The sequence below is a fragment of the Caenibius sp. WL genome, assembly GCF_019803445.1.
In the GTDB taxonomy this organism is placed as follows: domain Bacteria; phylum Pseudomonadota; class Alphaproteobacteria; order Sphingomonadales; family Sphingomonadaceae; genus Caenibius.
This window is the reverse complement of the sequence record NZ_CP081844.1, coordinates 2,151,937-2,172,845: the sequence shown is the minus strand read 5'-3', so window position 1 is coordinate 2,172,845 and position 20,909 is coordinate 2,151,937. Positions and strand designations below refer to the sequence as shown.

The following is a 20,909-nucleotide window of genomic DNA, read 5'->3' as shown; positions in this document are numbered from 1 at the left end:
CGCCGAAAATCGCGCCTGGCCTGCCCAGCAAGCAGCAGGTTCTGGATTTCATCCAGACATCGGACGTTCCCGCAGGCAAGCGCGAAATCGCCAAGGCTTTCGGCCTCAAGGGGCAGGAAAAGATCGCGCTCAAGAAACTGCTGCGCGACATGGCGGACGAAGGGCTGATCGACGGCAAGAAGACCGCGTTTCATCGCATGGGCGGTGTTCCCAAAGTCACCGTGCTGCGCGTTGTCGATACGGAAGACGGCGAAGCGATCGCCATTCCCGATAGCTGGCATCCCGATGACGCCACACCCCCGCCGCGCCTGCGCCTGATCGAACGCAAGAAAGGCAGCGCTCTGCGCGCGGGCGACCGGGTGCTGGCCCGCACGGAAGAAACCGGATCGGGCTGGATCGCCCATCCGATGAAGAAACTGCCCAATCAGGCCGAGGCCGTGATGGGCATCGTCGAAGTGGATGGCAGCGGCAAAAACTGGCTCGCCCCGATCGATCGCCGCGTGCGCCATGCGGCGCCGATTGCCGATCTCGGCGGGGCGGAACCGGGCAATCTGGTTCTGGCCGAACCGGCGGGGCGCAGTCCGCGCGCCGGGGTCAAAGTCATTCAGGTGCTGGGCGATCCGCTGGCGCCCAAGGCGTTCAGCCTGATCGCCATCCACAAGTTCGGCATCCCGCACACGTTCCCCGGCGAAGTGCTGGAGGAAGGCAAGCAGGCCGCCACGCTGCCGTTGAGCGAGGACCGGCGCGAAGATTTGCGCCATCTGCCGATCGTCGCCATCGATCCGGCCGATGCCCGCGATCATGACGATGCGATCTGGGCCGAACCCGATGGGGAAGGGGGCTTTCGCGCGGTGGTCGCCATCGCCGATGTCAGCTTCTACGTCCGTCCCGGCAGCAAGCTCGACCGCGAAGCCCGCAAGCGCGGCAATTCGGTCTATTTCCCGGACCGCGTGGTGCCGATGCTGCCCGAAGTGTTGAGCGCCGATGTCTGCTCGCTCAAACAGGGCGAAACGCGGGCCGCGATGGCCTGTCATCTGACCATTTCGGCAAACGGCGCCGTCACCGCATGGCGCTTCTCCCGCGCGCTGGTGCGGATTGCCGAAAATATCGCTTATGAAGATGCACAGGCGCAGATCGACAACAGCGAGGCGCCCCAGCATCTCCAGAACCTCTGGGCGTGCTGGCGCGCGCTGGAAGCCGCGCGGCACAAGCGCGATCCGCTGGAACTGGAACTACCCGAACGGCGCGTCGTGCTGGACGAGGCGGGCAAGATCGCATCCATTGCTGTGCGCGAACGGCTGGATGCGCACCGGGTGGTCGAAGATTTCATGATCGCGGCCAATGTTGCGGCAGCCAAGGCTCTGGAAAGCAAGACATCGCCGGTCGTCTATCGCATTCACGAACCGCCTAGCCGGGAAAAGCTGATTGCGCTCCGCGATTATCTCGCCACGTTCGAACGCAAGCTGGCGCTGGGGCAGGTCATCACGCCCGGCCTGTTCAACCGCATGCTCAAGGATATCGCCGACGAAAGCGAAAAGGCCCTGATCATGGAAGCGGTGTTGCGCAGCCAGACGCAGGCCTATTACGGCCCCAGCAACGCGGGCCACTTCGGGCTCGCGCTCGGGTCCTATGCCCATTTCACGTCGCCCATCCGCCGCTACGCCGATCTGCTGGTGCACCGCGCGCTGGTCGACGCTTTCGCTCTGGAACAGCCCAAACCCACGAACGGGCTGCCTGCCGCATCGGGCCTGTCCGATCGCGACCGGGCCGATCTCGGCCGCGTCAGCGAAGCGATCAGTTCCGCAGAACGCCGTGCGATGGAGGCGGAGCGGGAGACGATCGATCGTTACGTCGCGGCGTGGCTCGCGGGCCATATCGGCGAAACGTTCGAGACGCGGATCACCGGTGTCCAGCGTTTCGGCCTGTTCGCCACGATCATCGGCCTAGGCGGCGATGGGCTGGTGCCCGTCTCCATTCTGGGGAACGAGCGCTTCCATCATGATGAGGCAGCCCGTCAGCTGGTTGGTGAAAGCACCGGCACGACCTATGCGGTGGGCGACCGGATGCAATTGCGCCTTGCCGAAGCCAATCCTTTGACCGGGGCACTGAAATTCGAGCCGGTCGACGGGGCAGGGGGCGCGATAGAGCCACGCGGCAAGCCTTCCCCGCTCAAGCGCCAAGGCAAGCATCTGGTGGGCAAACGGGGCCGCCCGTCCAATATCCGCCATCAGGGGCGGCGCAAGCGCTGACGCGCGCGCCGGATGGCCTCAACTCAAGCGGTCGAGATCGTCCTGGCTCAACCCGCCCGGAACCACGAAAACAGGACACGGCATCGACCCTGCAACCGAGGTAAAGTGAGTCACCAGCGGCCCGGGATTGCCTTGCGGCGCGGCGCCCAGCACCAGCGCGGCCACTTCGGGGTGTTCGGTAAGGTATTCCTGCACCACTTTGGCGCTGTCGCCCACCCGCACGGTAATGGTCGGCATCTTGCCGCTTTCGTTCAGGATGCTGCCTGCCGCCCCGGTCGCGACGACTTCCGCCCGATCCCGCGCCTCGGCCTCGATAGTGGCCTGAATCCCCCCGAAAGCGCTGAACGCCTGCTGCGGCACATGGGCAATGATATGCACCGCGCCATCGGTTTTCGCGGCACGGCGCGCGGCGAACCGGAGAGCGACGAGCGCTTCCTCGGTTTCATCCATGATCACCAGATAGACACGCATTGCGACCCCCTTTTTGCAAGCGGCCGGTATCTGTTACAAACCGCCACTGCGCAAGGCCTTGCCCCGCAGGCCCATTTTGGCCAATGACGGGGCTCACTGCAAATTGCCTCTTCGGAGACCGCTTTACCATGCCAATCGACATCAAGATGCCCGCCCTTTCACCGACGATGGAGCAAGGGACGCTGGCCAGGTGGCTCGTCAAGGAAGGGGATAGCGTGGCCGCCGGCGATATTCTGGCGGAAATCGAAACCGACAAGGCAACGATGGAATTCGAAGCGGTCGATGAGGGCACGATCCTTTCGATCGCGATTCCCGAAGGCACCGAGGATGTGAAAGTCGGCACGGTCATCGCCGTTTTGGGCGAGGAGGGTGAAGAGACCAGCGCCCCGGCAGCGAAGGCTTCCGCCAAAGATGCACCCGCACCCGCCAAGGACGAGCCTGCCGCGGCCGAGCCAGAGAAGAAATCCGAACCGGAACCGAAAGAGGAAGCTCCCAAGGCGCAACAGGCCAAGGCCGCGCCGAAACCTGCGGCAGCGGGCGAACGCATTGTTGCTTCGCCGCTGGCACGGCGGATTGCCGAACAGAAAGGCATCGATCTGGCCGGCGTGGCCGGCAGCGGCCCCAACGGCCGAATCGTCAAGGCCGATATCGAATCCCTGCAACCGGGCAAAGTCGCCGCCGCGCCGAAGAGCGAAGAAGCCGCGCAAACCACGGCAGCGGGCGTGCCGGATTTTGGCATTCCGTTCGAAGACATCAAGCTGTCCGGTATGCGCAAGACGATCGCCCGCAGGCTGACGGAATCGAAGCAGCAGGTCCCGCACATCTATCTGACGGTCGATATCCGGCTGGATGCGCTGCTCAAGCTGCGCGGCGAGTTGAACGAAGCGCTGTCCGCGCGGGGCGTGAAACTGTCGGTCAACGATTTGCTGATCAAGGCGCTGGGCGTGGCGCTGATGCAGGTGCCGAGTTGCAATGTCTCGTTCGCGGGCGATGTCCTGCGCCAGTACAAGCGGGCGGACGTTTCCGTTGCCGTCAGCATTCCCGGCGGCCTGATCACGCCGATCATCACCGACGCATCGGGCAAGGGTCTGGCGCAGATCTCCACCGAGATGGCGGAGCTGGCGGCGCGGGCCAAGGAAGGCAAGCTCCAGCCACAGGAATACCAGGGCGGCACCGCCAGCATTTCGAACATGGGCATGATGGGCATCAAGCAGTTCGACGCCGTGATCAACCCGCCGCAGGCGATGATCCTGGCGGTCGGCGCGGGTGAAAAGCGCCCGTGGGTCATGGAAGACGGCACGCTGGGCGTGGCCACAGTGATGACTGTCACCGGCAGCTTCGATCACCGCGCCATCGACGGGGCGGACGGGGCGCAACTGATGACCGCTTTGCGCGAACTGGTGGAAAAGCCGCTGGGGCTCGTCGCCTGAATGCACGCTTTCCTACAGGTGAGGCCGGATGATATGCCGATATTGCCATGTGGGAATGCGGTTTCGGCGCGCGGAAGATACTGCTTTTGAAAAATCACACGCACTTTCCATCAAGTCTTTGAAAATATGTTGAAAAACCGCAAGTTTTACGGCGTTTCCTCCCCATTCTGCGTCAACTTGCTAGCCACGTCCTAAGGAGCTTCTCTTGTCCGACACCTACGACGTCATCGTTCTTGGTTCTGGCCCTGGTGGGTATGTGGCGGCGATCCGCAGTGCGCAGTTGGGTTTGAAGACGGCGATAGTGGAGCGTGAGAGCCTGGGGGGCATCTGTCTCAACTGGGGGTGCATTCCGACCAAGGCGCTGCTGCGTTCGGCCGAAGTGTTCCACCAGATGCAGCATGCGGCCGATTATGGCCTTGCCGCCGAGAAGATCACCGCCGATCTCGCTGCCATCGTCAAGCGTTCGCGCGGGGTGGCCAAGCAGCTCAATCAGGGCGTCACCCACCTGATGAAGAAGAACAAGATCGCCGTCCACATGGGTGAAGGCACGCTGACCGCGCCCGGCACGCTGGACGTGAAAGGCGAGAAGGGCACCGAAACGCTCAGCGCCAAACACATCATCGTCGCCACCGGGGCGCGGGCGCGCGATCTGCCGTTTGCCCCGGCCGATGGCAAACGCATCTGGACTTATCGCCACGCGATGACCCCGCCCGAAATGCCCGGCAAGCTGCTGGTGATCGGTTCGGGCGCGATCGGGATCGAATTCGCCAGCTTCTACAACGATATCGGCGCCGAAGTGACCGTTGTCGAAATGATGGATCGGATCGTGCCGGTGGAAGATGCCGATGTCTCCGCGTTCCTTGAAAAGGCGCTCACCAAACAGGGCATGACAATCAAAACCGGCGCCGCGCTGGAGGAACTGAAAGCAGGCCCCAAGGGCGTTTCGGCGAAGATCAAGACGAAGGATGGCAAGATCGAGACGGGCGAATACAGCCATGTGATCGTCGCCATCGGCATCCAGCCCAACACCGAGAATATCGGTCTGGAGACACTGGGGGCGAAGCTCGAGCGCGGGTTCATCCAGATCGACGGCTATGGCCGCACCGGCGTGACGGGCCTGTGGGCCATTGGCGATTGCGTGCCCGGCCCGTGGCTGGCGCACAAGGCGAGCCATGAAGGCGTGACCGCGGCCGAAGCGATCGCGCAGGAACTGGGCAACAAGGACGTGCATCCGCACGCTCTCGACCGGAACAATATCCCGGGCTGCACCTACTGCCACCCGCAGATCGCCTCTGTCGGCCTGACCGAAGCCAGGGCGAAGGAGGCGGGGTACGAGGTGAAAGTGGGCACGTTCCCGTTCATCGGCAACGGCAAGGCGATTGCGCTGGGCGAAGCGGAAGGGTTCATCAAGACGGTGTTCGACGCCAAGACGGGCGAACTGCTGGGCGCGCACATGATCGGGGCGGAAGTGACCGAACTGATCCAGGGCTATGTCGTGGGCAAGCAGCTCGAAACCACCGAGGCCGAACTGATCCAGACCATCTTCCCCCATCCCACACTCAGCGAAATGATCCACGAAAGCACACTCGCCGCTTACGGTCGCGCTATCCATATCTAGGCCGTAATTCGTCACGGCAACGAAGCTTACACAGTCTGGCGGTAGCAACCGCCTGCGGCGCTGATTGACGCCGGAAAGGGAATTTGATGCGCATTGCAATGATCGGCACGGGCTATGTCGGCCTCGTTTCGGGAACCTGCTTCTCCGACTTCGGCCATGAAGTGACCTGCATCGATAAGGATGCGGGGAAAGTCGACGCGCTGCGCGCGGGCCGCATTCCGATCTATGAACCCGGTCTGGAAAGTCTCGTCGCCAGCAACGCCCGGGCAGGGCGGCTCCGGTTCTCGACCGATCTGGCCGAAGCCGTGCCTCAGGCCCATGCCGTGTTCATCGCGGTGGGCACGCCATCGCGCCGGGGCGATGGCCATGCCGATCTCAGCTACGTCTATGCGGCGGCGCGGGAAATGGCAGAATATCTGGCGCCCGGCACTGTCATTATCACCAAATCGACCGTTCCGGTGGGCACGGGCGATGAAGTGCTGCGCATTATCCGCGAAGTGCGGCCGGACCTCGATATTTCCGTTGCCTCCAATCCCGAATTCCTGCGTGAAGGCGCCGCTATCGAGGATTTCAAACATCCCGACCGGATCGTGATCGGATGCGAGGATCAGCGGGCCGAACAGGTGCTGCGCGAAATCTATCGCCCGCTTTTCCTCAACAAGTCGCCCATCGTCACAATGTCCCGGCGCGGGGCGGAACTGACCAAGTATGCGGCCAATGCTTTTCTCGCAACCAAGATCAGCTTTATCAACGAAGTGGCTGATTTATGCGAAAAAGTCGGTGCGGACGTGCAGGATGTCGCGCGCGGTATCGGCCTCGACAACCGGATCGGTTCCAAGTTCCTCCATGCCGGGCCCGGCTATGGCGGTTCCTGTTTCCCCAAGGATACGCTGGCCCTGCTGAAAACGGGCGAGGATTACGAATCTCCGCTGCGGATCGTGGAGGCGGTGGTCACCGTCAACAACAACCGCAAGCGATCGATGGGCCGCAAGATCATTCAGGCCATGGGCGGTTCGGTGCACGGCAAAACCGTCGCCATCCTCGGTCTGACTTTCAAGCCGAACACCGACGACATGCGCGATTCCCCGGCAATTTCGATTATCCAGGCCTTGCAGGATAACGGCGCGGCCATTCGCGCCTACGATCCCGAGGGGATGGAGCAGGCCGCGGCGGAATTGACCGACGTCACCTTCTGCGACGGAGCCTATGCCGCGATGGAAAACGCGGATGCGGCGGTGATCGTGACCGAATGGGACGCGTTCCGGGCGCTCGATTTCAACCGGATGAAAGATCTGTTGAACGCGCCGATTCTGATCGACCTGCGCAATATCTATGTGCGCGACGATGTGGAGCGTCAGGGCTTCGCTTATGTCGCGGTCGGACGCTGATCGGGCATCGCCCGTCGTTTGATGGCCTGACACACGCATAATGCAAGCGTATCCTTCGACGCGATGACAGAGCCCCAGTTTCTCGCCGGCCGCCTGCTGCTTGCCATGCCGGGCATGTTCGACCCCAATTTCGAACGGGCCGTCATCGCCATGTGCGTGCATGATGAAAACGGCGCGCTGGGCATCGGCATCGGCGCTATCCGCCAGGACATCGGTTTCCACGAATTGCTGGGTGATCTCGGGATCGATCCGGGCGCCACGCCCGATGTGCCGGTGCTCGACGGCGGGCCGGTCGAAACCTCACGCGGTTTCGTGCTCCATTCCGGCGATTGGGGCGGGGAAGGCACGATCGGCGTCACCCCTTTCGGCGGCTTGTCGGGCTCGCTCGACATCTTGCGCGCCATCGCGCAGGGCACCGGGCCGCGCCAATGGCTGATCGCGCTGGGCTATGCGGGGTGGGGGGCCGGCCAACTTGACGCCGAGATGCGCCAGCACGGCTGGTATGCCGCCAAGGGCTATCCCGCCATCCTTTATGACACCCCGGTGCGCGATCGCTGGGCGGCGACATGGAAAGCGGAAGGCATCGATCCGGCCTATCTTGTCGGGGAAACGGGCCGGGCCTAGCAGTGGGCACCGGGTGCGGCGGCCCCGCTAGGTTGAAGACGCCCCCGAATTCAGCAGGACACGGATCAGGTCGCTCTGCCGGTTGATCCCGGTTTTCAGGAAAATGCTTTTCAACTGGGTGCGCGCGGTGTTGCGGCTGATGCCCAGCGTTGCCGATGCATCGTCGATACTCGCCCCCTTCGCCAGTTCGCTGGCAAGGTTGGCTTCCGCGGGGCTTAACCCGAACAGGCGCGCCAGGGCTTCGGCCGGCCACGGGGCTTGCTGGGCCGGATCGCGCAGGACGAGAATGGCCGTGCGCTGCAAGGGCCGGGGCAGGGGGGAATATCCCGGGCCCGGGCGCACCACCGCAGTCAACGGCAGATCCTGCCCTCGCCGGGTGAAAGCCAGCGGGCGATAGTCGCCGGTGTTCGTTTCCGGCTTCTGGTTCAGCGCACAACGCCGGATTTCGTCGAGCAAGGCCTGCGTTTCGGCGGCGTTCTCGGCCCGAAGCTTGTTGTGGACCAGCAACAACCCGTCCTTCTTGTCCAGAAACTGCTGTGTGATGGCATTGGCGATCAGAAGACTGCCATCCACGCTCACAAGCGCGACGCCAATCCGGCTGGTTTCGAGCGCAACGTCATGCAGCGCACGCTGCCGGACATGATCGACATGAGTGTAGAAGATCGCGAGAGCACCGCGCAACGCTTCGGCCAGGCTTTCTAAAAAGGCCGCCGTTTCGGGTTCGAACCGGGCCACCTTGCCCTCCCGCCAAAGAACGATGAGGCCGCCCGACTGGCGCAGCCCCGACACCGAAAGGATCAGTGCCGCACCATCTTCGGTGGTGAGCATAAGAGGAGAGCGATCACGAGCAGAGCCCACATTGTCCGCCGCCAGCGCATTGATCACGGCAATCGCCCGATCGTTGGCAAAGGAACCGACCGGCGCTTCCTCATCCGGCGCGATCATCACTGCGGCCTGATCGCACCGCAATATCTCGCACGCGCGGCGGGCGAAGCTGACCCACGCGGGGATTTCCACCGCACTGGCATAGAGCGCATGGATGAGTGTGTCGCGATCCGGAAACATGCACACCTTCCCCGCCCTATGTATCGCAAGTTCGCCGACTGAACCAGAGAACCGCAGCGTGTCGCGCATCGCGACCGGTCTGGCCGCGATGCGCAGCGACAATCACGGCATCAGGTGATTGGTCGTGATCGTCTTTCCATCGGTGGTGATCGACGCGTAACCGTCCTCCTTGATATCGTTCGATGCCAGGCGGCCGGTAACGTCGAGGCGCAGCGTGTGGGTATTGCTGAAAGGACCGGGAGCGGACAGCCGGACGCCCGACCATGCATAGCGGCTGTACACTTCGCCCAGCTTGGCTTTCTGCGCATCCATTACCGAAGTCAGCGCCGCGGCATCGATCTTCGACAGCGGGATAAGGTAGTCTTCAAGATTGAACTCGGCCGCGTTGCCGCCCGATACCGTGATTTCAACCGGGCGCGGGGCATCGAACTGGCCGGTGCTGATATTCAGCCGGGTGTTCAGCAACTTCCGTGGGTCGTCCGGATTCTGGTATTCGACCGTGCAGGTGGTCATTTCGCCCTCGGGTTTGCTATCGCTGCTGTCGATCGCGCTACCGACGCTGAAGAACGATGTGATTTCGGAAACTTTCGTATCCGCGCCCAGATGCTTGGCGATCGCGCGGAAACACACGTCCGGTCCTTCCGCCAGCGTCGGCGCAGCAGCAGCGGGCTTGGCGTCCTTCTTGGCACCGGCCGCGCCCGCCGCCGAAGTTTCGGCTGCCGTACCGGAACCATCGTCATTGCCGCCACAGGCAGCGAGACCGAGAGTGAGCGTAGCGGTCATGCAGAGCAAGGCGGGTTTCAGTTTCGATCTCATCATTATGCGTCCTTTGATCAGGGATGGTGAGCGGTAGGTATTGTAAAATCAGCCCATTTGGCCAGAGGTTATTAACGCCATGCCCGCCTTCAGATCGCTGAGCATCGCCATACCCCCCAAATGTACCCTGAGGGGTGGGGACCTGGATGGCACGACGTGGCACGCCATGCCTGTCCATATGTGACAATAAGATGGAATTTTGCGGGGATTTGGCATGCCCTGCTACGGGCTGGCACGGTCGACTGGCGGACAGGGTGGGATTCGAACCCACGGTGAGCTTGCACCCACGCCGGTTTTCAAGTTTGTTGGGAACGAACTTAGCGTAGCTTTACGCAGCTTGGAATAGCCAGATTATCGAGCGAAATCAGTTGCTTGGCCCCCGCGATAAGCCGTAGGCAGGTCGCCGCAGCTTTACCGCTGCTGCTTATGAGCTGCTTATGGAGGCCAAAATGAACAGCCAGCCGAACAGGGCGAAACTGACCAAAGGGTATGTCGATCGGATCAAGCCGGAGGCCAAGGACGCCTTCCACTGGGATACGGAGGTGAAGGGTTACGGGGTGAGGGTGACGCCGACCGGCAAGCTCACCTTCATCGTGCAGGGGCGAGTTGAGGGCACGACCGCGCCAGCCGCCCGCATCACCATTGGCGCTTACGGCGTCTTCACTGTCGATCAGGCCCGCGACGTTGCGCGTGAGCATCTGCGCTCGATGCGCTTGGGCGTCGATCCTCGGCAGGTCAAGAAGGCGGACGAGGTTGCCAAGGTCACGTTGCAACAGGTCTGCGATGCCTACGTTGCCCGCCCCGGAAAGCTCAAGGAGAGCAGCGCCGCCACCATCCGCAGGCATGTGACGACCACGTTCGAGGCGTGGTCAAGCAAGCCAATCGCCAGCATCACGGAGGAGATGTGCAAGAAGCGCTATCGCGAGATGCTGACAAAGGGGTTGCGCGGCAAGAAGGGCGCGCCCGGCCAAGCCAATCAGGCGTTCTCCGTCCTAGGTGCGCTGCTCGCATACGCCGGTCGCCAATATCGGCGCGCCGATGGTTCGCCGCTCTGCGACCGTAGCCCGGTGGATTCGCTCAAGGACGACCGGGTGAGGTTGAAGGCCCGGACCACGCGCATCCTGGACCACAAGGTTGGCGCGGTCTGGCTCGCGCTGCGCGAGTGGCGGGCGGCGAGCTACAACCGCGACACCATGTCGAGCATCGACCTCGTGCGGTTCCTGCTCCTGACCGGCCTGCGGATCGGGGAGGCTTCGGGTCTCAGGTGGGATCAGGTGCATCTGGACGATGCCTATTTCCACCTGCCGAACCCGAAGAACAACAACCCCGTCTCGATGCCGCTTTCGACGCAGGCGGTCGAACTGCTCAAGGGCCGCCCGAAGGTCGAGGGCAACCCGTATGTGTTTCCGTCATGGGGCAAGGCCGGTCACATCGTTGACCCGCGCGACATCATGAAGAAAGTGAGCGGTGTGGCCGGGAACCACATCACGCCGCACGACGCCCGCCGCACGTTCACGAATATCGCCCTGCGCTCCTGCCGCATCGAGAAGTTCCGTACCGACCTTCTCACGAACCACATCACCCGCGACGTGACCGCCGAGCACTACTTCGACACGACGAACCTCCAATGGCTGGCCCCCGAAGCGCAGCAGATTGGCGATTGGCTCGACCAGCAGGCGCTCATCGCTGCGAGCGCGAACGTGGAGCGGCTGCCGCAGGCCGCGTAGCCGCCGCGTACAGCCCCGGCCCGCGCGGGTGCCGGGGTAGTGGCGGCGGTATGCGTTTCGCGCCCCACGCCGCCCCGTAGCGGCCCAGCGCGAGCGTTGCTCTGGACAGCGCACCGCCAGCGAGCTATTCACGTCATGCGCGCCGGGGCATGGGCCGGGCCGCACTTCCTTATAATCTGGGCTGCATGGGCAGGCAGATGATCGTGTTCACCACGCTCATCCGTCTTGGCGCGTCCGCGGATGGGCACTCAACGGAGTTCCATCATGCAAGCCATCGACCTTAAAGCCGACGACGTTCTCAACCTCGATCAGATCGTCGATTGCCTCACTGACGCTTCCGAGACGGTCACGCATTGCGCTGACAATTACATGTCCATCGAATTTGTGATGAAAATCGTGGAAGCGGCGCTGCTCTGCAAAGCGAAGCAACTCTGTGACGTCGGGAAGCTGGAATGCAAGCCGGTGCCGGGTATGACGGTGCCGCCGTGGGCACTGCCCGCCACCGCACCTGTGAGCAGCGCCCAGCCCAAACGGCGGGCGGCTGCGAAGCGGCAAGGTTAATCCATGTGCAAATCGCGTTTGCTCGACTTAGCTGGTCTCTGTAAAGCTATGCCCAGCCTGCTTTATCCGAGCGTGATGCGGTGCCGACAGTAGTCGGTCGGGTGGAGCGATAAGTAGCAGTCCGATGGCGGATGCGGCGGCGACGGTTGCGGAATGCAGCCGTTGGCAACCCATCCGCAGGACTGCCATATGTCCGAACAAGATGACCTGCTGACGAGCGCCGAAACGGCGGCGCTGCTCGGCATCAAGACCAACACCCTCGAAATCTGGCGCACGAAGGGGCACGGCCCCGCGTTCCTCAAGCTGGGCACCGCGCCGCAAGCGCCGGTTCGTTATCGGCCTTCAGAAGTCACCGCGTGGCTGGAACAGCGGTTGTACGCCAGCACCAGCGCTTACACGGCGGCGCTCGCCTCCATCAAACAGCATAACCGTTCGTCGTCGGACGCATCTGCATGAAGGCACGGAGCTTTTCGCGCGCCCGCGTTCATCGGCAAGCCCATCAAAAGCCCACAGACGAAAAAGCGGCAGGGTCCAGCAACCCCGCCGCCTCGAAGGATCATCACAACATGGCAACCGTAGCAGAGGCCGCCGATAACGGCAGCGACGAACTGCACCTCGATAGCTCGGAGGTGCGGCATGGCTGATCTCAACCCGGCTGCGATTGACAACTTTCTGATGACAGGGGTCGGCTGGAATCCTCAACCGCTGCGTCGGTACGAGCGAGCGGAGGAATACCCGGTCCACAGTCTGCCAGCGGTCATTGCTGACGCGGTGGAAGAGGTGGCGGGATACGTGAAGGCCCCGGTCGCCATGGTCGCCGCGTGCGCGCTGTCCGTCGTGTCAGCAGCGGTCCAAACGCGGTTCAGCGTCCAGCGGGACGCTGCCCTTCGAGGTCCGGCCTCGCTCTATTTCCTGACCGTCGCTGAGTCCGGTGAGCGCAAGTCCACCGTGGACAAGCTGTTCATGGCACCGCTGCACGAATGGGAGGCCAAGCAGACGCGGGAGGCGAAAGAGCAGAAGGCGCAATACGACGCGGCGCTTGAGGACTGGGAGCAGGAAGGCAAAGCCGTTGATGAACGGGTCCGGCAAGGGATGCACAACAACCACCTCGGAACCGAATTTGACCCTCGGGTGAGGCACGAACTTCAGAAGCCGCAGCCACCACGCATCCCTCGGATGCTTCGTGGTGACGACACGCCCGAGGCGCTTGCCATCGCCATGCAGAACTACCCCGTCGCGGCAGTCATCAGCGCCGAGTCGGGGGTCATCTTCGGTTCCCACAGCATGGGCGCGGACAGCGTGCAGCGGAACCTAGCTCAAGCCAACCTGATGTGGGACGGCGGGCCGTTGGACCAAGACCGCATCACGCGCGAGCGCATTCGCATCGAGGACGTGCGGGTGACGATGGGGCTTCAGGTGCAACCTGCCGTCTTGCAGAACTTCCTTCAGAGGACCGGAGGGCTTGCGCGGGGCATCGGGTATTTCGCCCGCTTCCTTTTCTGCCAGCCCGAGACGACGCAGGGGAGCCGCTACTATGCGCCGCCGCCGTCAGACATGCCCGCTCTGCGCGCCTTCCATGCGCGCGTGACGGAACTGCTCGACAAGCCCGCACAGTTTGACGAGTTCGACAGGCTGGTGTCGTTCTACTACCCGCTGACCCCGCAGGCGCATGAGTGCTGGTATCGGTTCCACGACGAGGTCGAGGAGCAGATGGGCGGCGACGACATTTACTCCCGCATCCGCGACGTGGCGAGCAAGGCGGCGGAGAACGCGGCGCGGCTGGCATGTTGCTTCCACGCCTTCGAAGGTGGCATCGACATGGCAATCAGCCGCGAGACGATGGCGAACGCCTGCGCCGTCCTTCGGTGGTATCTCGATGAGGCTGTGCGCTTCGGTCGTGTCACCGACCTTACCGAGGAGGTCAGAAACGCCGAGATGCTGGAGCAATGGCTGGTGGCCCAGTTCCGCAAAGACAAGGGGACGGACATCACTGTCAACATGGTGCGCCAGAAGGGGCCGAACGCACTTCGCGTCCGCCAGAAATTGGACGCCGCCGTGGAACTGCTTGAAGATCACGGGCGCATCCGCATCGTCCAGCCGACCGGCACCAAGAAGCGCTATGTCATGGTCGCGCCGCAGGTGATTGCGGAGTGGAGTTAACCACGCGCCCGCGGGCGTATGCGCCGCAATCGTAGCGATCGTAGCGACACCGTAGCGGCAGGGTCGCTACGGTGCAAAGCCAAGCGCGCGAAGGGGTTGCGGGCCGCTTTCAGGAATCGTAGCGAAAATAGCGGCCTCGCCGGAGATAACCACACCTGCGCCAGTAAACGCCTGTAAAGTCGGTGCGTAACTAGCTCATAAACATACAATACTACTCTCTTAGAACCCCTGCCTCGCCACGCTACTTTTTGCGCTTTTCGCGCATAGCCCCCGGCGGCTACGGCTATTTTCGCTACGATTCCGGCAACCCCTTGTATTTGTGTTGTTTCGTGCCGCTACGATTGTCGCAAGCGGCTGCTAACTCGCCGCTACGATCCGCTACGATTCCGGCACGTGGTCATGCCCCACAAGTCGAACAGCAAATACATAGTTTGCTGTTCTCGACCTGCTCCAAGAAGCAGAACTACTTGTTCCAAAACTGTTTTCCTTGCGGACCTATTGCGGCTTGTCCCACGCTGTAAGCCCATCACAACTTTTCATCCGAAAGCAGGGGTAACATGCCAGCCGAAATTGACATGCGGGTCACGCCCGCTTTGCACGAAGCGACTATCCGGGAGCTTGAGGGGTACGACGAGGACACGAAGATGTTCGTAGCTCCGGTCGAGGAAGCATTCAGCGATGCTTACCTCACACTCGGCAAGCTGCATGACGCGAAAGAGGCTGCGGCTCGCAACGAGGCGTGGACCGAGGCGCAGAAGGTTCTGCTCGTCGCCAAGGAGGCCGACAAGCAACAGGCGCGCCTTTGCAAGAAGTTCGACGCCGTTCACGCCGCGCTGAAAAAGCAGGTGGCAGCTTACGATCAGCAACTGAGCCAGCCGCTCAAGGAGAAGGCGGGTCTAGGGACGCTGAATGGCGAGGTGCGAGCTTACGCCAAGTCGCTCAGCCGTGACGACCGGTCGAAGATGGTGCAGCAGGCTTTCGACGCCAAGGACACCGACACCTTGCAAGCTCTGCTCGGTGCTCAGCCCTTCCTCAGCGGCTTCATCCCCGAGGAACACGCCTACTACGTCCGCAAGTTCCACGAGTCGCAGAACCCGGCGCTGGTGAAGCGCCTGACCGTGACCCGCGCGGCAATGAAGGCCGTGGAGGAACGAGCGCCGCTCCTGTTCCCGCAAATGGAGAAGGTCCTCGGAATGAGGCGCGACAAGGTGAAGGCCATCGAGCAGGGCAATGAGGATGCCCTCAAAGCCCTCAAGTTCGGCTCCTGATCGAAACCTGTTGAGAGCAAGTGTCAGATGACCGACCTAAACGACCAGCCTGAATGGATGAAAGGCTTCGTGCCTACGCCCGTGCCGCCCGGTGGCCGCTGGCAGAAGGGCCAGAGTGGCAACCCGAAAGGCCGTCCTCCCGGCATCGTGGATCGTCGCCAGAAGCTGCAAAACACGTTCGCCGACGATGCCGTTGCCATCGCTCGCGTGGTGATCGACGCCGCGCTGGAAGGCGACATGCAGGCCGCGAACATTGCGCTCGCCCGCATCGCGCCGCCACTCCGGGCGCAGGCCGAGCGCGTCCAGTTCGAGTTGGACCCCGACGTTCCGCTGTCGGAGCAGGCCCATCAAATCCTGCTCGCGGTTGCGGAGGGGAAGGTGGATGCCGAGACGGCACGGACGCTCATCGGCTGCATTCAGTCCGTTGCTCAGGTGAAATCGACCGAAGAATTGGAGCAGCGCATCATCCTCCTCGAAGCGAAGCAGGTGGCCTAATGGCGATCAATGATACCGATACGATTCCGATGGCCCGTTGGCGAACTGTGTCCTCGATGGACACGCCGCAGGGGCAAGCCGACCTCAAGCTGATCGTTGACGCTTGCTACGAGGCAATCCTGCGATGCGACGACCCGGCAGTGCGATGGCAGGCCGTGAAGCTGCTCCAACAGGTCAGTTCGCCGAAAGGAACGCTCCAATGAAAAACTACGGTCGCAGCCAGCCCGCCGTGATCGTGGTCAACGGGCGCGAGTACCTGAACGAGTCGTTGCAGCCGAGCGGTATGCATCGCGGCATGACGGCGGAAGAACGGCAGGCGCTGTTGGACCGGCATGAGGAACGGGCGAAGCTGCGGCAGGCGGAATGCGACCTGAACTTCCTCCGCGCTCTGGAACTCGGCGCAAAGCTGAAGGCGCTCAAGGGCGAGGTGTAACCACAGTGTCGTCCGTCCGCTCGCTTCTGTCGCGCGTACAGCGGTTGGAGAAGGCGCGAACCGTGCCGCGCTCCCCGTTCGAGGTGGCCTATGGGTCGCTGGACGCGTTCGCCGAGGAGGTGCAGGCGGGCATCGACGCGGGGGCCTACGACCGCATCGACATGCCGATTGTGCTGATCTGCATCCGCCGCTGGCACAGCGACGGGACGTTCGGGGCGTTCGGGCGCAACCCGAATGAGGTATGGGGTACGGGCGGTGAGCGCTGAGCCGGTCCCCGCGTGGTTGCAGGCATGGCGGGAGCGCGGCCCAGCGCCGCCCGCACAGCCGCGAAAGCAGCACGGCCAAGGGTGTACCGGCGGCGGGGTGCGAAAAGCGGCTGTAGCCGAGGCTGCGCGGCCCGCTGCACCGAAGCGCAACTGGCAGGGGTTCGTGATCCCCGAGGCTTGGCCGAACGATGGCGGCGCGCGTCGGGAGCCGGTGATCGACATGGACCACACGCCGCCGCGCGTCGTGTGGTCCATGTCGGTTGGCGGCAGTGCATGAAGTGTCGGAAGCCGTTTTGGGCGGAGGACGTAATCGCTCAACGTCTATGCGATGGCCCCTACGGGTGCCGGGGTGAACCCCTAACCGAATATCGAAGGAAAGCCGCCGTGTTGGAGGAGAAGGACGACACCTGACGGCGGTGCGCGACCTAGTCCACCGCGCCGGGGGCATAGCGGAGCAGTTCCCCCGTCATCAACCAACCTCCGCAGTCAGGGCGCGCGGTACAACTCTCTCTCCTTCGCGCGTGACCTGTCCAGCGCCTCGCTCCTTCGGGTGCGGGGCGCTGTCGTGAACAGCAAACGCTGAATAGTGCGGACCTGTCGGCTAAGCGATTGCAGTCGTTCTACTCTGCCGTCGTCCGCTCCGCCCCGGCAAGCCCAGTGTAAGCCGCATCGTAAGCTGGATTGCATCTTCTTGACTTTTTCGCCTTAATCTTCTTCCTTGCGCTGGGGAGCGCTAACGGGGGCAAATCCATGGCAGCTAAGGTTCGTATCAAGGCCGGTCCGGTTGAGTTCGAGTATGAGGGCGAAACCGAACTTGCGGTCGTCGACATAAAGGACCTGTTCTCCCACATCGAAACGCTGTTCAAAGTCCCCGTTCTTGCGGAAGGTGGCGAGGTCCATAATCCCGCCACTCTGCCTGCTGCTCAAGCACCCGGTAATGGCGCTGTTAACGGCGGTGGACCGAAACTCCACGTCAACAGCGTGGCCCAGAAGCTGAAAGCGAAGACGGGACCGGAAGTTGCAGTAGCCGCCGCCGCTACCCTGCAAATCTGCGAAGGTAAGCAAACCTTCTCGCGAACTGAACTGCTCGACATGATGAAAAAGGCGACGATGCATTACAACGCTAACATGTCAGGAAACCTGACGAAGATTTTAGCGAATTTAGTGGGGTCAAAGCTCAACCAGATCAGCGACGGCGTGTACTCCCTCACCTCCGAGGAGTACCAGAAGTTGGCGACACAGCTTGCTTGACGTTGCCGGGCTGAAGGATTGGCTACATCGCAATCTCGCCGCACGCGATAAACTCCTTCTAATCCTTGCCACCTTCGATCAGCCGGTACAGCTTGCTGACCTCCGCTCACGCTCGGAAGAAGCCGGGTTCAAGGTTCCCAAAAAGTGGAACATGTCGGACGTGCTTGGCCGAAGCGGCGGATTGGCGATCCGTGTGCCAGCGGGATGGGAGCTTACCGAGACTGGCAAGAACCACCTTCGCAACTTAGGCGTCGAGTCGGTCAGCCCAGCCGCAATGCAGGTGGCGGCAGACCTTCGGGTGCACCTCGACAAAGTGAAGAACCCGACCACACGCGCCTTCGTCGAAGAGGCGATCAAGTGCCATGAGGCCAAGCTGTATCGCTCGGCCATCGTCATGTCTTGGATTGCAGCCGTGGACGTCCTCTACCGTGAGGTCGTCGCGAATCACCTCGCCGCATTCAACTCCGAAGCGCAGAAGGCGAACTCCAAGTGGAAGGCGGCGGTGAATGAGGATGGCTTGGCGAGGATGGGAGAAGCTGACTTTCTAGACCGCCTCGTTCCGATTGGCGTCATCGGCAAGAACGTGAAAGAGGAGCTGGCGAAGGCCCTCAAGCTACGCAATGGCTGTGGTCACCCGAACAGCCTCAAGACTGGCCCAAACATGGTGGCGAGCCACCTAGAGATGCTGCTCCTCAACGTATTCGAGCCATTCGCAGCCTAGTCTGTTGGCGGAAGCGGTGGGATTCGAACCCACGAACGGGTTGCCCCGTTGCTGGTTTTCAAGACCAGTGCCTTAAACCACTCGGCCACGCTTCCATACCGATTCAGGGGTTTAGCTGCTGACGATAGGCTTATGAGCGACTTTGCGCTCCCGCGCCACTCGCTGCCGACCCTCGCTTAACCCCCTGTAACCACACTCCTATTTCTCGGTCCGCTCGGTCGCGGCAGGCGAACCTCCAGCAGCTTTCAAGACCGGTGCCTTAAACCGCTCGGCCACCTGTTCGCAAATCTGCGCCGCGCTAGCGGTATCGGGAAGGTTTGTCACCTATGGAGCGATGCGACCGGGTGTTTTGCCGCAAAGGGGATTCCATGCGGGCTGTGCCTATGCCACTATGCTGCCATGAAATTTCCCAAACGTATCGTCTCGCTCCTTGCTTTCGCTGCGCTTTGTGCCCCCGTTGCCAGCGCCTGCGCACAATCCACCACATTCGACGCCTACATGCGCCAAGTCGCGGCCAAGGCCCGCAGCGAAGGGGTCAGCGATGCCACCATACAGCGAATGCTGGGCGATCTGACGCCGAATCCCCGGGTCATCGAGCTTGACCGGGCACAGCCCGGCACGCCTTCCCGTTCGGGCTTTGCCCCCATGGCCCCCTATATCGCGCGCCATGTCGACAATGCCCGGATCTCGGGCGGCAAGCGTACGGTCGCTTCACTGCCCGGCTATGGCGCCGCGATCGAACAGAAATACGGCGTCCCGATCTCCATCGTGGTGGCAATCTTCGGCCATGAAACCAATTATGGCAGCTACACCGGAGATTTCGATCTGGCCCGCTCGCTGGCGACACTGGCGTGGGAAGGGCGCCGCCGCGAACTGTTCGAAACCGAACTGATCGACCTGCTCAAAATTGCCGACCGGGGCGTTTCGCGGGCACAACTGAAAGGAAGCTGGGCGGGTGCGTTCGGCTATCCCCAATTCCTGCCCAGCATCTATCTGCGTCTGGCAGTGGACGGTGACGGTGATGGCAAAGCGAACATCTGGTCGAGCCGGGCAGACGCGCTGGCATCGATCGGCAATTACTTTCGCGATGCGGGTTGGCGGACCGGCCAGCCATGGGGCGTACGCGCAGCGATTCCCGCTGGTTTCGACCGGGCATCGGTGAGCACGAAGCTGGCATCCCCCGTGTGCCCACGGGTGCATGAGCGGCAGAGCCAATGGAAAACGGTGCGCGAATGGCGTGCGCAGGGTATCCGGCCACTGGCCGCCATCGGGGATGATGTGCTGGCCGCGCTGTTCGAGCCTGATGGACCGGGAACCCCTGCCTACCTCTTAACCGGGAATTATAGGGTTATCACCGAATATAACTGCTCGAACTACTATGCATTGTCAGTTGGGTTGCTTGCAGATGAGATTGCCCGGTAAGATTTTCGCGGTGCTGGGAGGGAGCCTGGCGCTATCGGCATGCGGTGGCGCGAGCCGTGAAGCCGTGGCCACCACGCCGTTACAGAAGGAAGGCCCGGCCGCCGATTACCCGATGGTGATCGGGGAGCCTTACCTGATCGATGGGGTGCAATACACGCCGGCGGACGTGCTGAATTACGACCATGTGGGCCTTGCCGTGCTCGATCAGGCGGGGGGTGCGGCCATCACGGGCGAAGACCGGATCTTGCCGGTGCCCAGCTATGTTGAGGTAACTTCGTTGGAAACCGGGCGCACGATTCTCGTCAGGATCGAGCGGCGCGGCCCTGCCACCGCAGATGGCCTTATCGGCTTGTCCCCCGGCGCGCTCAGCCAGTTGGGGGCATCCCCGCAAACACCTGTCCGCGTACGGCGGGTCAATCCGCCCGAACAGGAACGGGCTTTGCTCCGCCAGGGTGAAGCCGCACCGGAACGAATCGCCACGCCGATGTCGCTGGTCGAAGTGTTGCGGCGCAAATTGCCGGGCAAGGGGGCCTCTGCTCTGGCGAAGCCCGAACCGGCATCATCCCCATCGCGCGCCCAATCGCCCATGCCAGCAGAAGCAACGCCGCCGGTTTCCACAGCTGCCACGGCTTCGAATGCGTCAGCCAGGACCGCGGCAAAACCGCCAGCTTCCACGGTTGCGCCAAATCCGGCGCAACCGGCGAAAGGCGGCCACGTCGTTCAGGCCGGGGCTTTTTCCGTAGAAGCGAATGCCCGTGCCGTGGCCCGGAAAATCGGGGGAACGATCAGCAGACAGGGCAGTCTGTTTCTTGTCCGAACGGGCCCCTTTGCCACCTCCGGCGAAGCGAGCGCATCGCTCGCCAAGGTAAAAGCCGCAGGCTATAGCGGTGCCCGAATCTACAAGGTCGAATAACTGACGAACAGCAGTTGCCCGGTTTCTGCGG

Annotated in this window: 22 protein-coding genes and 2 tRNA genes; 19 read left to right on the top strand and 5 right to left on the bottom strand. The window is 62.5% G+C overall.

Features of this window, described 5'->3' with window-relative positions:
* Positions 1-20 precede the first annotated feature (20 nt).
* The gene (rnr, locus tag K5X80_RS10320; protein ID WP_502778659.1) at positions 21-2,249 is read left to right on the top strand and encodes a ribonuclease R; all 2,229 of its coding nucleotides are present in this window, start codon (positions 21-23) and stop codon (positions 2,247-2,249) included.
* Positions 2,250-2,267: 18 nt separating this feature from the next.
* Here rnr and K5X80_RS10315 read toward each other — a convergent pair whose 3' ends face one another.
* A complete protein-coding gene (locus K5X80_RS10315; RefSeq protein WP_222557659.1) occupies positions 2,268-2,720 on the bottom strand; it encodes a universal stress protein in 453 nt (150 codons plus the stop codon).
* Positions 2,721-2,848: 128 nt separating this feature from the next.
* On the opposite strand from K5X80_RS10315, the gene K5X80_RS10310 reads away from it, so the two are divergent.
* The 4 genes from K5X80_RS10310 to K5X80_RS10295 all read left to right on the top strand — a co-directional run bounded on the left by K5X80_RS10310 (position 2,849) and on the right by K5X80_RS10295 (position 7,780).
* Positions 2,849-4,150, top strand: coding sequence for a pyruvate dehydrogenase complex dihydrolipoamide acetyltransferase (locus tag K5X80_RS10310; RefSeq protein ID WP_222557658.1), 1,302 nt, complete (start codon positions 2,849-2,851; stop codon positions 4,148-4,150).
* Between the two features lie 205 nt (positions 4,151-4,355).
* On the top strand, positions 4,356-5,768 hold the full coding sequence (lpdA, locus tag K5X80_RS10305) for a dihydrolipoyl dehydrogenase (RefSeq protein ID WP_222557657.1): 1,413 nt from the start codon (positions 4,356-4,358) through the stop codon (positions 5,766-5,768).
* A gap of 86 nt (positions 5,769-5,854) precedes the next feature.
* Complete coding sequence (locus tag K5X80_RS10300; protein ID WP_222557656.1) at positions 5,855-7,156, top strand: UDP-glucose dehydrogenase family protein; 1,302 nt, start codon at positions 5,855-5,857, stop codon at positions 7,154-7,156.
* A gap of 63 nt (positions 7,157-7,219) precedes the next feature.
* Entirely contained in the window at positions 7,220-7,780 is a 561-nt protein-coding gene (locus tag K5X80_RS10295; RefSeq protein ID WP_222557655.1) for a YqgE/AlgH family protein, read from the top strand.
* A 27-nt stretch (positions 7,781-7,807) separates the two neighbouring features.
* Here the strand turns inward: K5X80_RS10295 and K5X80_RS10290 are convergent, their stop codons facing one another.
* The 3 genes from K5X80_RS10290 to K5X80_RS10280 form a co-directional block, all read right to left on the bottom strand.
* Positions 7,808-8,845 (bottom strand): helix-turn-helix transcriptional regulator, encoded by a 1,038-nt coding sequence (locus K5X80_RS10290; protein ID WP_222557654.1) that lies wholly within the window; start codon positions 8,843-8,845, stop codon positions 7,808-7,810.
* A 102-nt stretch (positions 8,846-8,947) separates the two neighbouring features.
* Complete coding sequence (locus tag K5X80_RS10285; protein WP_222557653.1) at positions 8,948-9,628, bottom strand: hypothetical protein; 681 nt, start codon at positions 9,626-9,628, stop codon at positions 8,948-8,950.
* A 276-nt stretch (positions 9,629-9,904) separates the two neighbouring features.
* Positions 9,905-9,999 (bottom strand) — tRNA-OTHER (locus K5X80_RS10280).
* Between the two features lie 111 nt (positions 10,000-10,110).
* On the opposite strand from K5X80_RS10280, the gene K5X80_RS10275 reads away from it, so the two are divergent.
* The 12 genes from K5X80_RS10275 (at position 10,111) to K5X80_RS10220 (ending at position 18,543) form a co-directional block, all read left to right on the top strand.
* Entirely contained in the window at positions 10,111-11,388 is a 1,278-nt protein-coding gene (locus tag K5X80_RS10275) for a tyrosine-type recombinase/integrase (RefSeq protein ID WP_222557652.1), read from the top strand.
* 264 nt (positions 11,389-11,652) lie between these two features.
* Positions 11,653-11,949, top strand: coding sequence for a hypothetical protein (locus tag K5X80_RS10270; protein ID WP_222557651.1), 297 nt, complete (start codon positions 11,653-11,655; stop codon positions 11,947-11,949).
* 189 nt (positions 11,950-12,138) lie between these two features.
* Positions 12,139-12,405, top strand: a complete 267-nt coding sequence (locus K5X80_RS10265) for a helix-turn-helix transcriptional regulator (RefSeq protein WP_222557650.1) — start codon at positions 12,139-12,141, stop codon at positions 12,403-12,405.
* Positions 12,402-12,593 (top strand): hypothetical protein, encoded by a 192-nt coding sequence (locus K5X80_RS10260; RefSeq protein WP_222557649.1) that lies wholly within the window; start codon positions 12,402-12,404, stop codon positions 12,591-12,593. Before K5X80_RS10265 ends, K5X80_RS10260 begins: the two co-directional genes overlap by 4 nt.
* A complete protein-coding gene (locus K5X80_RS10255; protein WP_222557648.1) occupies positions 12,586-14,109 on the top strand; it encodes a YfjI family protein in 1,524 nt (507 codons plus the stop codon). The genes K5X80_RS10260 and K5X80_RS10255 overlap by 8 nt, the downstream gene beginning before the upstream one ends.
* A gap of 557 nt (positions 14,110-14,666) precedes the next feature.
* Positions 14,667-15,377 (top strand): hypothetical protein, encoded by a 711-nt coding sequence (locus tag K5X80_RS10250; protein ID WP_222557647.1) that lies wholly within the window; start codon positions 14,667-14,669, stop codon positions 15,375-15,377.
* Between the two features lie 27 nt (positions 15,378-15,404).
* Positions 15,405-15,872, top strand: a complete 468-nt coding sequence (locus tag K5X80_RS10245; protein ID WP_222557646.1) for a DUF5681 domain-containing protein — start codon at positions 15,405-15,407, stop codon at positions 15,870-15,872.
* Entirely contained in the window at positions 15,872-16,075 is a 204-nt protein-coding gene (locus K5X80_RS10240) for a hypothetical protein (RefSeq protein WP_222557645.1), read from the top strand. Before K5X80_RS10245 ends, K5X80_RS10240 begins: the two co-directional genes overlap by 1 nt.
* Positions 16,072-16,305 carry a hypothetical protein gene (locus K5X80_RS10235; RefSeq protein WP_222557644.1) on the top strand — a complete coding sequence of 78 codons (234 nt, stop codon included), beginning with the start codon at positions 16,072-16,074 and terminating at the stop codon, positions 16,303-16,305. The genes K5X80_RS10240 and K5X80_RS10235 overlap by 4 nt, the downstream gene beginning before the upstream one ends.
* A gap of 5 nt (positions 16,306-16,310) precedes the next feature.
* On the top strand, positions 16,311-16,571 hold the full coding sequence (locus K5X80_RS10230) for a hypothetical protein (RefSeq protein WP_222557643.1): 261 nt from the start codon (positions 16,311-16,313) through the stop codon (positions 16,569-16,571).
* Positions 16,572-17,321: 750 nt separating this feature from the next.
* Positions 17,322-17,822, top strand: coding sequence for a hypothetical protein (locus K5X80_RS10225; protein ID WP_222557642.1), 501 nt, complete (start codon positions 17,322-17,324; stop codon positions 17,820-17,822).
* Positions 17,815-18,543 (top strand): hypothetical protein, encoded by a 729-nt coding sequence (locus K5X80_RS10220; protein WP_222557641.1) that lies wholly within the window; start codon positions 17,815-17,817, stop codon positions 18,541-18,543. Before K5X80_RS10225 ends, K5X80_RS10220 begins: the two co-directional genes overlap by 8 nt.
* Positions 18,544-18,548: 5 nt before the next feature.
* On the opposite strand, the gene K5X80_RS10215 is transcribed toward K5X80_RS10220, so the two are convergent.
* Positions 18,549-18,638, bottom strand: a tRNA-Ser gene (locus K5X80_RS10215).
* 304 nt (positions 18,639-18,942) lie between these two features.
* Here K5X80_RS10215 and K5X80_RS10210 point away from each other — a divergent pair.
* Both K5X80_RS10210 and K5X80_RS10205 read left to right on the top strand, forming a co-directional pair.
* Positions 18,943-19,965: a lytic murein transglycosylase gene (locus K5X80_RS10210; RefSeq protein WP_222557640.1), complete on the top strand. Its 1,023-nt coding sequence runs from the start codon at positions 18,943-18,945 to the stop codon at positions 19,963-19,965.
* Positions 19,949-20,878, top strand: a complete 930-nt coding sequence (locus tag K5X80_RS10205; RefSeq protein WP_502778270.1) for an SPOR domain-containing protein — start codon at positions 19,949-19,951, stop codon at positions 20,876-20,878. The genes K5X80_RS10210 and K5X80_RS10205 overlap by 17 nt, the downstream gene beginning before the upstream one ends.
* The last annotated feature ends 31 nt before the right edge of the window (positions 20,879-20,909 follow it).

Bases quoted from the DNA above. Each gene is read 5' to 3' on its own strand.
- K5X80_RS10315 (WP_222557659.1), bottom strand. From the start codon at position 2,720: ATGCGTGTCTATCTGGTGATCATGGATGAAACCGAGGAAGCGCTCGTC.
- K5X80_RS10310 (WP_222557658.1), top strand. From the start codon at position 2,849: ATGCCAATCGACATCAAGATGCCCGCCCTTTCACCGACGATGGAGCAA.
- K5X80_RS10300 (WP_222557656.1), top strand. From the start codon at position 5,855: ATGCGCATTGCAATGATCGGCACGGGCTATGTCGGCCTCGTTTCGGGA.
- K5X80_RS10295 (WP_222557655.1), top strand. From the start codon at position 7,220: ATGACAGAGCCCCAGTTTCTCGCCGGCCGCCTGCTGCTTGCCATGCCG.
- K5X80_RS10290 (WP_222557654.1), bottom strand. From the start codon at position 8,845: ATGTTTCCGGATCGCGACACACTCATCCATGCGCTCTATGCCAGTGCG.
- K5X80_RS10285 (WP_222557653.1), bottom strand. From the start codon at position 9,628: ATGACCGCTACGCTCACTCTCGGTCTCGCTGCCTGTGGCGGCAATGAC.
- K5X80_RS10275 (WP_222557652.1), top strand. From the start codon at position 10,111: ATGAACAGCCAGCCGAACAGGGCGAAACTGACCAAAGGGTATGTCGAT.
- K5X80_RS10270 (WP_222557651.1), top strand. From the start codon at position 11,653: ATGCAAGCCATCGACCTTAAAGCCGACGACGTTCTCAACCTCGATCAG.
- K5X80_RS10265 (WP_222557650.1), top strand. From the start codon at position 12,139: ATGTCCGAACAAGATGACCTGCTGACGAGCGCCGAAACGGCGGCGCTG.
- K5X80_RS10260 (WP_222557649.1), top strand. From the start codon at position 12,402: ATGAAGGCACGGAGCTTTTCGCGCGCCCGCGTTCATCGGCAAGCCCAT.
- K5X80_RS10255 (WP_222557648.1), top strand. From the start codon at position 12,586: ATGGCTGATCTCAACCCGGCTGCGATTGACAACTTTCTGATGACAGGG.
- K5X80_RS10250 (WP_222557647.1), top strand. From the start codon at position 14,667: ATGCCAGCCGAAATTGACATGCGGGTCACGCCCGCTTTGCACGAAGCG.
- K5X80_RS10245 (WP_222557646.1), top strand. From the start codon at position 15,405: ATGACCGACCTAAACGACCAGCCTGAATGGATGAAAGGCTTCGTGCCT.
- K5X80_RS10240 (WP_222557645.1), top strand. From the start codon at position 15,872: ATGGCGATCAATGATACCGATACGATTCCGATGGCCCGTTGGCGAACT.
- K5X80_RS10235 (WP_222557644.1), top strand. From the start codon at position 16,072: ATGAAAAACTACGGTCGCAGCCAGCCCGCCGTGATCGTGGTCAACGGG.
- K5X80_RS10225 (WP_222557642.1), top strand. From the start codon at position 17,322: ATGGCAGCTAAGGTTCGTATCAAGGCCGGTCCGGTTGAGTTCGAGTAT.
- K5X80_RS10210 (WP_222557640.1), top strand. From the start codon at position 18,943: ATGAAATTTCCCAAACGTATCGTCTCGCTCCTTGCTTTCGCTGCGCTT.
- K5X80_RS10205 (WP_502778270.1), top strand. From the start codon at position 19,949: ATGAGATTGCCCGGTAAGATTTTCGCGGTGCTGGGAGGGAGCCTGGCG.